This window comes from Candidatus Cyrtobacter comes, from assembly GCF_034470605.1.
In the GTDB taxonomy this organism is placed as follows: Bacteria; Pseudomonadota; Alphaproteobacteria; order Rickettsiales; family Midichloriaceae; genus Cyrtobacter; species Cyrtobacter comes.
This window is the reverse complement of sequence record NZ_JARGYT010000034.1, coordinates 1-12751: the sequence shown is the minus strand read 5'-3', so window position 1 is coordinate 12751 and position 12751 is coordinate 1. Positions and strand designations below refer to the sequence as shown.

11 protein-coding genes and 2 pseudogenes are annotated in these 12751 nt (G+C 34.4%); 5 read left to right on the top strand and 8 right to left on the bottom strand.

Going from position 1 to position 12751, the window contains the following annotated elements; translation table 11 throughout:
- A pseudogene (locus Cyrtocomes_RS03215) lies at positions 1-140 on the top strand (IS5/IS1182 family transposase); the annotation flags it as partial.
- A gap of 266 nt (positions 141-406) precedes the next feature.
- Here Cyrtocomes_RS03215 and Cyrtocomes_RS03210 read toward each other — a convergent pair.
- The 8 genes and pseudogenes from Cyrtocomes_RS03210 to hscB form a co-directional block, all read right to left on the bottom strand.
- A pseudogene (locus Cyrtocomes_RS03210) lies at positions 407-660 on the bottom strand (helix-turn-helix domain-containing protein); the annotation flags it as partial.
- Positions 661-1114: 454 nt separating this feature from the next.
- On the bottom strand, positions 1115-2851 hold the full coding sequence (locus Cyrtocomes_RS03205) for a 30S ribosomal protein S1 (RefSeq protein ID WP_322497765.1): 1737 nt from the start codon (positions 2849-2851) through the stop codon (positions 1115-1117).
- A 20-nt stretch (positions 2852-2871) separates the two neighbouring features.
- Entirely contained in the window at positions 2872-3510 is a 639-nt protein-coding gene (gene cmk / locus Cyrtocomes_RS03200) for a (d)CMP kinase (protein ID WP_322497764.1), read from the bottom strand.
- A gap of 99 nt (positions 3511-3609) precedes the next feature.
- The gene (locus Cyrtocomes_RS03195) at positions 3610-4827 is read right to left on the bottom strand and encodes a bifunctional folylpolyglutamate synthase/dihydrofolate synthase (RefSeq protein WP_322497763.1); all 1218 of its coding nucleotides are present in this window, start codon (positions 4825-4827) and stop codon (positions 3610-3612) included.
- Positions 4828-5139: 312 nt separating this feature from the next.
- A complete protein-coding gene (locus tag Cyrtocomes_RS03190) occupies positions 5140-5478 on the bottom strand; it encodes a hypothetical protein (RefSeq protein WP_322497762.1) in 339 nt (112 codons plus the stop codon).
- Positions 5479-5482: 4 nt separating this feature from the next.
- A complete protein-coding gene (locus Cyrtocomes_RS03185) occupies positions 5483-6316 on the bottom strand; it encodes a hypothetical protein (protein WP_322497761.1) in 834 nt (277 codons plus the stop codon).
- A gap of 202 nt (positions 6317-6518) precedes the next feature.
- Positions 6519-7907 (bottom strand): Hsp70 family protein, encoded by a 1389-nt coding sequence (locus Cyrtocomes_RS03180; protein ID WP_322497760.1) that lies wholly within the window; start codon positions 7905-7907, stop codon positions 6519-6521.
- On the bottom strand, positions 7904-8473 hold the full coding sequence (gene hscB, locus Cyrtocomes_RS03175) for a Fe-S protein assembly co-chaperone HscB (protein WP_322497759.1): 570 nt from the start codon (positions 8471-8473) through the stop codon (positions 7904-7906). The genes Cyrtocomes_RS03180 and hscB overlap by 4 nt, the downstream gene beginning before the upstream one ends.
- Before the next feature lie 48 nt (positions 8474-8521).
- On the opposite strand from hscB, the gene rlmB reads away from it, so the two are divergent.
- The 4 genes from rlmB to Cyrtocomes_RS03155 all read left to right on the top strand — a co-directional run bounded on the left by rlmB (position 8522) and on the right by Cyrtocomes_RS03155 (position 12537).
- On the top strand, positions 8522-9244 hold the full coding sequence (gene rlmB / locus Cyrtocomes_RS03170) for a 23S rRNA (guanosine(2251)-2'-O)-methyltransferase RlmB (protein WP_322497758.1): 723 nt from the start codon (positions 8522-8524) through the stop codon (positions 9242-9244).
- A 94-nt stretch (positions 9245-9338) separates the two neighbouring features.
- A complete protein-coding gene (locus Cyrtocomes_RS03165) occupies positions 9339-9527 on the top strand; it encodes a hypothetical protein (protein WP_322497757.1) in 189 nt (62 codons plus the stop codon).
- A gap of 149 nt (positions 9528-9676) precedes the next feature.
- Positions 9677-10885 carry a hypothetical protein gene (locus Cyrtocomes_RS03160; RefSeq protein ID WP_322497756.1) on the top strand — a complete coding sequence of 403 codons (1209 nt, stop codon included), beginning with the start codon at positions 9677-9679 and terminating at the stop codon, positions 10883-10885.
- 245 nt (positions 10886-11130) lie between these two features.
- The gene (locus tag Cyrtocomes_RS03155; protein WP_322497755.1) at positions 11131-12537 is read left to right on the top strand and encodes a hypothetical protein; all 1407 of its coding nucleotides are present in this window, start codon (positions 11131-11133) and stop codon (positions 12535-12537) included.
- The last annotated feature ends 214 nt before the right edge of the window (positions 12538-12751 follow it).

The following is a 12751-nucleotide window of genomic DNA, read 5'->3' as shown; positions in this document are numbered from 1 at the left end:
AGTATGACGAAGAGTTGTACAAGGAAAGAAATTTAATTGAGTTTAATAAGCTCAAGCATTTTAGGAGAGTCTCAACAAGATACGACAAGCTTGATATTGAATATCTTGGCTTCGTTTTTATAGCAGCAATCTATCTATAGCTAACATAAATGTCGACACTACCTAGAAGCAGAAAAGCGAGATAAATATCAAGAAATAATCAAAGACATACAAGCTTTGTATATATTGACGAGAGCATTAATTGAATCTGTTCGCTGTAAACTAATATTTTTCATATTCACCAGATATGAACCCGATTGAGAAATTCTGGGCTAAGAGATGGATTAAACAACAAATTGAGCGTTGTAATGTGTTGCATCAGGCAATTATACATTTTTAGTTGATCGTAATTCAACTGCTTTTACTATATCAATCTTATTGTTTTATAACTCGAACTTTCGCTAACTCCATAACTTTGACTAACATGAAAATATGTCCTGTATATGTATTCTAGTGCCATTAGATTTTCTATACTAAGCTTATTCTTCCTTCCGCCTTTAGCCTTCTTATTCCTATCTGACTCTTCTTTTGACCATTTTATCAAATGGTACTTCTCTTGACTCCTGCAAGCCTTCTGAATTGATCTTCTGATAAAATTTTTACTTGAATCGCGTACTTCATTTACCAAACCATCATCTTCTATTGATTCAATACCATTATACTCTTATCTTTCTTAGTTTCGAAAGAGGTCTAATCTGTAAAATGCATTATAGTGTATATCATCCATAACAACCATTGCTAAATTCTGTGGCAATATGAAACGTTTGATCAAAGTACAATTCAAAGTACAATTCTTTAACAAAAACTTTAATTAAAGCATATTATTTGCACTTTTTATAGGTTTTTTTCATTTTAGCTTTTGGCGTCAATTACTTAACATTATTAATGCATCAAACAGTTTTATGCTATTTTTTAGTGCACCTATTTTAGATTTTCTCAAATGAATTTAATACAAAATATAGGCAGGGATAATTTAATAAAAGACCACCCTGCCCACTTTTTTGTTTAAAGAGCTACTTCATTACGTAGCAAACTTGCATAATTTATTTACTATGAAATAACCAAAAAACTTCAACTATTTTTCTCCTTGATGTCTATCTATACCCCTCAGAGCTCCACCTAATATATCACCAAGGCTAGCACCACTAGCAGCAGATCCATATTCAGCTATAGCTTTCTTCTCTTCTTCAACTTCAAGGGCCTTTATTGAGAGCGAAACTTTCATTTGATTTTTATCAAAACTTATAACTTTAGCTTCTATTTTATCACCCACAGAAAATCTTTCAGAGCGCTGATCGCTTCTATGTTTGGATAAATCACCCCTCTTAATAAATGTTCTGATATCACCAGGAAGCGAAACCTCTATCCCCTCACTCCTTGTAGCTAAAACAGTACACATCACAATACCAGAAGCAACTAGCCCCTCCATCATTTTGAGCATGGAGTCATACCCAAGCTGTCTCATACTAGCAGAGACCCTATCACGCTGAGTATCAATATTAGTGATTACACACTGTACCTTATCTTCAGGTTTATAATCCTTAAGAGCTTGTGACGGCGTTTTACTCCAAGAAATTTCAGAAGCAGGAATCAAAATATTAACCTTTTCCCCAATAACCTCACCTTCAGATACATCAACATATATACCGAAATCTACAATGCTTCTCACAACACATGATACCTCGGTTCCAACAGGATACTTCTTAGCAAATTTATCTAAAGGATTGTCGGTACATTTTTTCATGCTCAAGCCTATACGTCTTTTAGACACATCAACCTCTATTACAACTACCTCAACTTCTTGACCAACTTTTAGCACATTGCGTACATGAATCTCTCCAAAACTCCAAGATATTTCACTCTTATGCACAAGGCCCTCAACTTTCTTTTCCAGCTCAATAAATGCACCATAATCTAAAATAGATGTTACAGTACCCCTGAATCTATTTCCAACAACATATTTCTGAGCTAGACTTTCCCATCCATCCTCTTGAAGTTGTTTTATTCCTAGCGATATTCTATCACTAGCTTCCGGATTATATTTTATAACCTTAACTTTTATCGACTGACCTAAAGAAAGTATTTCTGAAGGGTGTGATATTTTACTCCAGGACATATCAGTAATATGTAGAAGTCCATCTGTACCATTAAAACATACAAACGCACCATATTCTGTAATATTCTTAACAACCCCCTCAACAATATCACCTTCCTTAAGGTTGGCTAGTCTCTCTTCTCTTGCTTCTCTTCTTTCATCCTCTATTATAGCCCTTCTTGAAATTACAACGTTCCCATTATCACCATCTATTTTAAGAATTTTAAATCTATGTGAAACGCCAACAAGATCATTTATATCTTTAACAGGTCTTATATCAACCTGGCTACCAGGTAAGAAAGCAACAATACTACTATCATCTAATTGTACCGCAAATCCACCCTTCACTTTCCCTATAATATTACCATGGACATAACCATCAACAACAAATTCGCCCTTAAACTTGGTCCATTCCTGCTCTTGTTTAGCTTTAACTAAACTTAATGACATTCTACCATGCCAATCTTCCATTTTATCTATATATACCGATACTGAATCACCAATATTTGGTATATTACCCATAAATTTGGAAACATTTATGATCCCATCACTTTTTAAGCCCACATCCACAGTTACGCACGCACTGTTAACATTAGTTACAACACCTGAGACAACCTGCCCCTCTTTTTTACTAGAATTCACATATTGTTCGAAGAGTCTATCAAACTCTTCAGAGATTTCGTTTGGGACAGAATTTAGTTTTTCAACTTCAATCATAAAATATTTAAAAAAAATTACTAAAAAGAGGAGACCTCATTTATTCTTGACATAACAAGACTCACAGACTCATCAACAGAAAGATCGGTTGTATCAATTACGATACTGCCCTTTGCAATTTGAAGCGGAGAACAGTCCCTACCTTCATCTCTTTGATCACGCTCTTGCAAATCTTTGAGCACAGACTCGTATATAATCTTTTCACCACGATTTTGCAACTGCACAAACCTCCTTCTTGCCCTTTCTTTTAGCTCAGCAGTAACAAAAACTTTCACATCTGCATCTGGAAAAATTACAGTACCTATATCCCTTCCTTCTATAACAGTACCTTTCTTCCCTACAGGAAAAGATCTTTGCATATAAAATAATGCTTGCCTTACTTCTGGCACAGAAGAAATAATAGAAGCAAATCTACCAACGTGACTAGCATACAGGTGAGATTCCTCCAAATCTGATAGGGAAATATTTTGTGCAATTTGAACTAACTCTTTATATTCATGAATGCTTATTCCACCCTTCAGCGCAATAAAAGCAACAGCCCTATATAAAAGACCGGTATTTAACCAATCTAAACCCAGCTTTTCCGCTACAATATGAGATATGGTACCCTTACCTGAAGCAGCCCTACCATCTATGGCTACAATGAATGGTTTCAGCAATTACACGTAAAATAAAATAAAGACAGATGATAGCATTAATTTTCTATAGGTCAAAATGTTCATGAAATTTTTTATAATTAACATAGCTTATATAATTCTCTATTTATTAAGAGAAAGAACATAACCAACTAAATATAATGAACCACAAACTATTACCCTTATTGATTTTTGGGCAGATATTCTTGCACATAATTCAAAGATATCATTAATTTCATCAAAGGCTTCCGATTCAATACCATGTGAAATAAATATATCTCTTAATCTCCTGCTATCATCAGATATCGGACTTGATGGTATTTTCACTGTAAATGCAGCACAAATCTTACCATATAAGCACTCAACAAATGCACCTATCTCTTTTCCTGTTATACTTCCATATATTAGGTATGTATCCTTTTTCTCTTTTTTATTCAATTCTGCTATATTAACACTAAGCATCTGTATTCCATGAATATTATGTGCCCCATCTAGCCATAACTCGCTATTTTGAGCCAATATTAAAGATAGTGGACCAGTGCTTATTTTTTGCATTCTGCCATCCCATCTGGCACTTTCTATACCATTTCTTATTGAAGCATCGTCTATCTGTAAATTTAAACTCTTTATTGTTGCTACTGCTGTTGATGCATTAATATATTGGTGAACCCCTAATAAAGAGGGCTTACCCACATTAAGCACCGAATTACTATCACTAAAATATAGATCACCATCTGAAGTCAGCTGAAAATCATAATCCTCTCCCATAGATATAGCTTTTACACCAAGTTTTAAACATTTATCTCTTAGCAAATTTTTTACAACATCCAGCTGCCAACTCATAACACATAGGTTGTTTTTAATAATCCCAGCTTTTTCAAATGCAATTTGCTCAATAGTCTCACCAAGATACTGCATATGATCCATTGAAATAGGCGTAATAACAGATGCCATTGGTGATTCTATAATATTAGTAGCATCAAGCCTGCCACCCAAGCCAGTTTCCAGTATTAATATGTCTGCCTCAATTGTGGAAAAAAGTAAAAATGCAACAGCGGTAGTACCTTCAAAGAAGGTAACATCCATATCATGACAAGCTAGACGACATTTTTCGATAGCTTTATATAATATATGATCTTCAACTTCGTGCCCAGCAAGCACTATTCTTTCATTAAACCTTATCAAATGTGGCGATGTATATGAATGAATTTTATAGGAGGCGCAACGCAATATCGAAGATAAAAATGCAACTGTAGAACCTTTACCGTTTGTTCCGGCAACATGTATAACAGGTGGTAATTTTTTATGTGGGTTACCAATCCTCTCCAATATTTCAGCCATTCTATCGAGGCCAAGTTTTATACCAAGTCTCTCGCTTACGTGTTTTGGCCAATGTGGTAGCAGCATATTCTTTAATCAGCTCAAAGTGCATTCAGTATACCAACAGCCAAATCTCAATCAATAGAGCTTAACTAAAAGCTTAACTAAAAACTTAACTCAAACTGTATAATTTGGGATTGTTAATCAGATGTAGTGGTTAAGGCATTATTTAGCTAAATTTAACAGAAAAACTAAGCGCCACCCCAGGTCGTAATTTATATTATTCAATAGATTATATAAATACTATCCATCTTTTGTTAACAATTCCGCCATTCAATGCGTAGACTCATCGAATCCTAAGTGGATAAAAGAACAGGCCGAGGTCTTTGATACCTCAGAATTGTGAAATTTATGCCCCTCTTTTGCCTTTTTCACAAAAACTATAAAATACGCTCCAGCATTATCAATTTTATTAAGGTCAACAATAGACAAATCGATAGCTTTTGTTTCTTTTTTTAATCTCTCTTTGTCTATAAGGGTAAAAGTAGATCTATATGGGTCAAAAAGCATAGCTTGCTCTTGATTATCATTATTTTCTATAGGCGAGTTCATAATGAAAAGGGCCGAATCTTTATCTCCCAGCTTGAAAAAGTGCTTAGTATTTTTTGCCAAATCTTCAAAATTGATTTAAAAAATTATCGCCATTTATCTTTTTAAATTTATGCTTTTCTCCTGGTAATACCATTAAAGACTTTGAGGTTGACATGCCAATGGGTGGTTGACACAGTGAACTAAAGTAGGCTGTTTGCAGGAGCGCCACAAGGTCCGCATACTCCTTTTTTTGCGCATGCAAAAACGCTGCTGCATGCACCTTACTATCATTTTTTGATATAGATCCCAGACTCCATAGCGCCATTTGCGACATGAAGAATCTTACCTTATCTTCTTGAGAATACTTTTTTATAGCTGCTTTCATCATAGTAATGGCATTGCTAGATTTGTAGTCGTAGTGATGCATTACGATGGTACCGTACTGTAAATCAGAAGTTAAAATCTGTGACTGCATCAGCCACTCATTTAAGTTATCTATGAGTAGCTCAACGTATTTTACGTCACCAGTTGCTGCATAAGCCGACCATTTTAAATCTATATCCGCAGGAGTGCGTATCTTTTTTTCAAGAGATGTATCGCAATACATATAAAGGTTATCATAACAATTTTTGTCAAAATTATTATGAGCAAGATATTTTGATAACCTTTCTTTATCTCCAGATGATAATATAGAACACAGTGTAAGATAAGTTTTATCTTGTGTTGTATAGTTTGAAGAAAGTACACTAGGATCTTTATTAGGATCATACTCTTTATTAATACTCATCTTACCCGCGATGTAGCCGATATGTGGCTTTAAATCTTCAAGACGATTATTTATAAATGAGTCACAATGTTTATCAATGGCACGTGCACTTATTGATACCAGCAGCATAACAATAAGTACTTTAAGATACATATGTCTTGAATAATTAATCAAAAAACAAGAATATAATCAAACTGCAAAAATCCAATTTATAAGTAGTGTAAAGTATAAGTAACCTAATTATTTTAAATCAATTCTTACCACTGAATTGATAATATAAACTGGTACTATAACAACTTGTTAGTACCACATCCACCAATGATTAGCAACCCATATATATAATTTATCAACGCTGTTAAGTGCTTATATGTATAAATTTAGCCATTTCTTCTAGTGTAAGACCATAAGATGGCTTTACCATAATTTCTTGCTCCTTTCCTGTTAATTGTTCCTTTGCAGATACAACTAGAATCCCGTCTGCATCCAGCCTAAATTCAACATCAACCCTAGCCTGCCCCGCCTTCATACTTGGAATTTGAAGCAGCTCAAAAAACCCTATAGATCTGCACTCCGATATCTTCTGACTTTCCCCCTGCACTATATGTATTTGAATTCCTGTTTGGCCATCTTCTTGAGTAGTATAGGTCCTCTTAGATGAATATGGTATTGGGGTATTTTTAGCAATTATATGCTCAACCATGCCACCCATCAATCCTATCCCAAGACTAAGTGGTACAACATCAATCAAAAGAGAAGAAGGCCCACTCAAGAGAGCGTCTGCTTGAATGGCCGCGCCAATTGCCACAGATTCATCTGGGTTCATATTATCTAATATGTTATCTCCAAAAAATTTCTTTAAAGATTTTTTAATAAGAGGCATTCTTGTAGCTCCACCTACTAAAATAGCTACTTGTATATCATCCTCCAAAACACTCAGGACTAACTCTTCAGCCCTTTTGATTAGATGCTTAGTATAATTTTCAAACTCCTCTAGAGAAATTGTTTTTTGACCATCAGACCATAAGCCAATTTTGCAAATAGTTTCCTTTATTTTCTTTGCGAGAAATTTATCATGAATATCCAATTTTTCCATTATTACTTTGTCAAAATCATCTCCCCCTAAGTTGTTATCCCCAGTTGTTGAAATGACTTGCATAACCCCCATTTGTAACTCAAGTACTGATATATCAAATGTCCCTCCCCCCATATCATAGATAAGAATTTTTCCAAAATTATCGCCACCATATGCAATGGCTGCGGCGGTAGGTTCATTTATAAGCCGTAAAACATCTAAACCAGCGAGCCTAGCCGCTTCCTTTGTAGCATTTCTAGCCACATCATCAAAATGAGCAGGAACTGTAATTACAGCCTTAGAGACGCTGCATCCAGTATAATCTTCAGCTCGTTGTTTTAGTGTTTTTAGTATCATTGCAGATGCTTCTATTGGATTTATAATTTGGCCAAAAGCATCTATATAAAGCATTTTATTATGACTTGTGCTGTGTAAATTAAATGGCAAGAAGGTATTTTGAACTTCATCCAGCCCTTTGCCCATGGCTCTTTTTATCGAAGATATGCCAGATTTATGACCGATAACCCATACCCCATCTTTAAATAATATACTAGATGGCAACAATTTCTCTCCCTTATAATCAGGTATGACAATTATTGCCCCCTCCTCCTTAATTGCAACTAACGAATTTGTAGTGCCAAGATCTATACCAATTACTTTTTCCTTTTTCATAATCTTTTTTTAGCAGAATCCAATACTCTCATAAAAAACTTTACTTTTGCATATGATGCAGCTGCTTTTTCATACTCCATATCAGAAAAATCTTTTTCCATCTGAGATTTATAAATAGAAAGCATACGATTAACTTCTTCCACAAGCTGCTGTAGTTCCAAAACAGAGGAAGTATCTTCTATTTTTTCATTCCATTCAAGAACTTCTGTTATAAATCCGCTTTCATTTGGTATTGGTATATTTTTTATCTCTATCAAGTAACGGGCCCGAGAAACGGGATCAAGCAACATATTATATGCCCTACTCACAATAGATGAGTTTTTGGTTGCTATATCCATCTCAGCAGCAGATTTGTTACAATAAAGATCTGGATGAAAGAGCTGCAACTTTTTTATAAAATTATCTTTTAACTGATGCTTAGAAAGCTGAAACTTTTCCTCAACACATAGAATTTCAAAAAAATTCATATATGTAATATCCAATATATGGGAGCATTTTGAGCAAGAGCAAGAACCACTCAGCTCTTCATTGCCACACCCATCACAAATTACTATCGCGCCAAGCATTAAATTATGTTATTGGGTACAAACGGGAACGTATAGTGCATCTATTTTATGAAATCAATATTGATATATGGTAAACATAGTGTGCTTGCTGCAATGTTTAATAGTAGGAGACACGTTGATGAGATTTTTATTACAAAAAAATGTTATGAAGAATTAGAAGATCAGATTCTAAAATCAGATAGAAAATCCCTTATAAAGATTGTTGATAATTCATATATAAAAAGAATTGCAGGTGAAGAAAATGCTTCACAGGGTATATTATTAAAGGCAAGAACAATAGAACAGCCAACATTTGATCAAGCTGTAAGGAAATTTAAAGAGGGTAATATTTTAATTATTGATGGCATTGAAGATCCAAGAAACCTTGGATCTATCATACGTTCTGCAGCAGCATTTGGTATAAAATTTATAGTACTACCTAAGCATAATACTCCTGAAGAATCTTCTTATATGCTAAAAAGCGCCGCAGGTTATTTTGAAAAAATACCACTTGTTTATGTGAGCAATATATACAGATCTATGGAGTTATTAAAAAAAGAGGGGTACTGGATAATAGGGTTAGACGCTGGATCTGAAAAGAATCTTACAGATGTACAAAATTTTGAAAAAACTGCGCTTCTTATTGGAGCTGAAGGAAAAGGTATAAGGCATGGCACATTAAAGGGATGTGATATAGTGGCAAAAATCTTCATGGAATCAAATGTAGAGAGCTTAAATGTCTCAAATGCCGCAGCAATTGCTATGTACGAATTATACAAGTTAAAACAGTAAGTGCTCGCATAACATATTTAAACATCATTGCTGGTTATATAATCTTCCAATAACCTATTATATGTAGTCATGTAGTTGTATTAAATTGTTATGTATGGCAAATAAAAATAATAAAAAGGAGAATAATGTACTTGATTTAGACCAAGATCTTCTCAGTAATTTGAATAAAGTAGCTCATATTGATGAGGAGCATGTATTTCTTGAGGAAAACGTCAATAATTTAATAAACACATTGGGTATCAAAAATAAGCGCTCTATTCAAAATAATAATCTAAAGAGATAGCAGCATATTACTTATAAATATCCTATCGCTAAATTTCTTTGTTGATATACACATTATAACCATAAAATGTTAAGCGTTAACGTAAAAGTTGCAAAGGTGCTCAGGACGTTTTACCATTTTCCAATCTACCTATCTATTATTTCTTAATTATGAAATTCGAGAATTTAACATCAACTGTTAGAACGAGCGCTGGTAATAACGATGAATTTGATCATCATATATTAGCTCATACTCAAAAGACTACGCTCCCAGAACACATGATGAAAATCGCTAATGGCAACGTATTGTTGAATGCTAAATTTACTGCTCTATTTGTGATGCTTAGAATTGTATTTAGTGACAACAGTATAAATAATGCTAATAATAAAGACCCAATTCATAAGGCAAGAGAAAAATTTAGAGCCACTTATAAATGTTTTAGTGATTATATGCAGATCCTTCAAAACACTACTGATAAGACTGAACTTTCTAAAATAATCTCTGATGGGGCTATTGAGCTAGAAAAACATTTGGGAAATTCTGATATTAGCAAGGTTGATTATGAAAAATTTGAAAAAGCTTTTAATGAAAATATTCTAAAAAAAATGCAGCCAGCAGTAATGAAGGCTATAGAAACAGAAACACAAAAAAATCTTGATAAATTAGGCGATGATCTTAAGCAGTATATTGATCAAATTTCTAAAATTGACCCAAAAGTAGTTGGGTTTTTTAAAACTGTGATTTTCACCCCTTTAATCACCCCCATTGAAAAAGCTATCGATATTTTCCGCGCTATTATAAATATTTTTAAACGCAATCCTGAGCTAGCACAGCTTAATGATAAAAAGATCGAAAAGCTAGAAAAGGTATGCTCTGCATTATCAGCATTTAAAACAAAACTTGATAACATAAGTAAAGGTGCTGAAAGTAAAGGTGATGAGACTGAAAAAACAGCTTCAAATAGTGGTTCAGTACCTTCACCAGAAGTACCTTCACCAGAAGATATTAAAAAGCTGCAGAATGATTTTAAAAATCTGCAAGATAATTTAAAGGGAATTCAACAAGAGGCCCCTTCTCTTATTAGGGCAGTTGCACAAACCGCTGTTTTTACAATGGGTCTCCCTATACATGCACTTGTAAATTTTGGCAGTTATATGAAAAGTGGCAAGCCACTAACTGATGCAGCCTTTACTGAATTCAAAGAAAAGGTTACAGAAGCTGTTGGGCAGGCCCATGGTGCTTTGCATGAAAATGCAGCTGATGAAACACAACCTAATAAAATACAGGCGATTGTTCAAGCTAGAAGTGCTGGCAAATCTTTTGCAGATAATGCGGTGAGACCTACTGAATCATCTGGAACTGGACAATCTAGACAATAAAGTAAAAAATTACCATCTTAGATAGCGCGGCAAACAAGTGCCGTGCTATCTATCAATTAATATAGAGCGACTAGCCTTATCAAGAATCCAAGGCTTTAGTGATTGCCAATCTTTAATTTATAAAATATCACTCAATCTTAGGTAATCCCAAGGAACAGTAAAATGTTAAACATCAGCGCAAAAGTTGTAAAAGTGTTCATGGCATTCTACCATTTTCCAATCTACCTATCTATCATTTTTAAATTATGGCAAGAGACAGTATTACACATAACGCGAGATTTAAAAAGAGACCTGATGAAGCGAAACCTGCCAAGAAACTTGACGTGGATGATCTGGCAGAGAAGATAGGGAATGAATTGTTGAAAGGGAAGTTTATAAGTAAGTTGGCAGGGAATCTGGCAAGGAAGCTTGAGGAGAAGAACAACCAGGTAAGGGGATCTGGCGAGAAATATGAAGTAGGATCTGAATATGAATTTGATCAGCATATATTAGCAGCTGAGCGTAATTACAATGGTCTTATAATGCTCCCGGATCATATAGAGGAATTCACTAAAAAGGATATAAAATTAACTACTCAAATAATGGAGCTATTTGCAGCATTTAGATCTGTATTTAGTAATAAGGCCATAGAGCAGGCAAGATTTGATGATAGCTCACTACTTCATAGAAAAAGAGAAGATTTTAAAACCATTTATGGATGTTTTAGTCGTTATATCTTTATCCTTCAAAATACTACTGATAAGACTAAACTTGATTTATTCTATAAAATCATCCATGATGGGATAGCTGAATTAAGAAAGTGTTGTGGAAATGGGCAATTTCTAATTTATCCTTCTCAAGTTGATTATGAGAAATTTGAAGAAGCTTTTAATAGCAGCATTCTAGAAAAAATGCAGCCAGCAGTAATGAAGGCTATAGAAAAAGAAACACAAGAAAATCTTAATAAATTAAGTGGTAATCTTAAGCAGTATCTTGATCAAATTTCTAAAATTGACCCAAAAGTAGTTGGGTTTTTTAAAACTGTGATTTTCACCCCTTTAATCACCCCAATTGCAAAAGCTATCGATATTTTCCGCGCTATTATAAATATTTTTAAGCACAATCCTAAGCTCGCACAGCTTAATGATAAAAAGATCAAAAAGCTAGAAAAGGTATGCTCTGCATTATCAGCATTTAAAACAAAACTTGAGGAAAAGGGTCTAGCTATGAGCTCGTCACAAGGTAAGAATGGAAGTGATGATGCGCCAACACATACTTCACCAAAAGAGATGAATGAGCTACAGAATGATTTTAGAAAGTTGAAAGATGAGTTAAATAGCATTCAGAAAGATGCCCCTTCTCTTATTAGGGCAGTTGCACAAACCGCGGTTTTTACAATGGGTCTCCCTATACATGCACTTGTAAATTTTGGCAGTTATATGAAAAGTGGCAAGCCACTAACTGATGCAGCCTTTACTGAATTCAAAGAAAAGGTTACAGAAGCTGTTGGGCAGGCCCATGGTGCTTTGCATGAAAATGCAGCTGACAAAGTGCTAACAAATGCCAGAGAAACACAACCTAATAAAATACAGGCAATTGTTCAAAAGAGAGAAGGTGATAGATCTTTTGTAGGTAGTGTGAAACCTGCAAAACCATCTGTACAGGCAAAGTAAAAATTACCATCTTAGATAGCGCGGCAAGCAAGTGCCGTGCTATCTATCAATTAATATAGAGCGACTAGCCTTATCTAGTATTAAGAATCCAAGGCTTTAGGCACTGTTAACAAAGGTTGTATTTAATAGATGCTAAAGCTATAAAGGCAAGGAAAGAGAGATCGGATTTCTCAAATCGTAATGCTAAGCGTCGATTTTCTTTGAGTTTAGCGAA

Coding starts and splice junctions, on each gene's coding strand:
- Cyrtocomes_RS03205 (WP_322497765.1), bottom strand. CDS start 2,851: ATGATTGAAGTTGAAAAACTAAATTCTGTCCCAAACGAAATCTCTGAA.
- Cyrtocomes_RS03195 (WP_322497763.1), bottom strand. CDS start 4,827: ATGGCTGAAATATTGGAGAGGATTGGTAACCCACATAAAAAATTACCA.
- Cyrtocomes_RS03185 (WP_322497761.1), bottom strand. CDS start 6,316: ATGTATCTTAAAGTACTTATTGTTATGCTGCTGGTATCAATAAGTGCA.
- Cyrtocomes_RS03180 (WP_322497760.1), bottom strand. CDS start 7,907: ATGAAAAAGGAAAAAGTAATTGGTATAGATCTTGGCACTACAAATTCG.
- hscB (WP_322497759.1), bottom strand. CDS start 8,473: ATGCTTGGCGCGATAGTAATTTGTGATGGGTGTGGCAATGAAGAGCTG.
- rlmB (WP_322497758.1), top strand. CDS start 8,522: ATGAAATCAATATTGATATATGGTAAACATAGTGTGCTTGCTGCAATG.
- Cyrtocomes_RS03165 (WP_322497757.1), top strand. CDS start 9,339: ATGGCAAATAAAAATAATAAAAAGGAGAATAATGTACTTGATTTAGAC.
- Cyrtocomes_RS03160 (WP_322497756.1), top strand. CDS start 9,677: ATGAAATTCGAGAATTTAACATCAACTGTTAGAACGAGCGCTGGTAAT.
- Cyrtocomes_RS03155 (WP_322497755.1), top strand. CDS start 11,131: ATGGCAAGAGACAGTATTACACATAACGCGAGATTTAAAAAGAGACCT.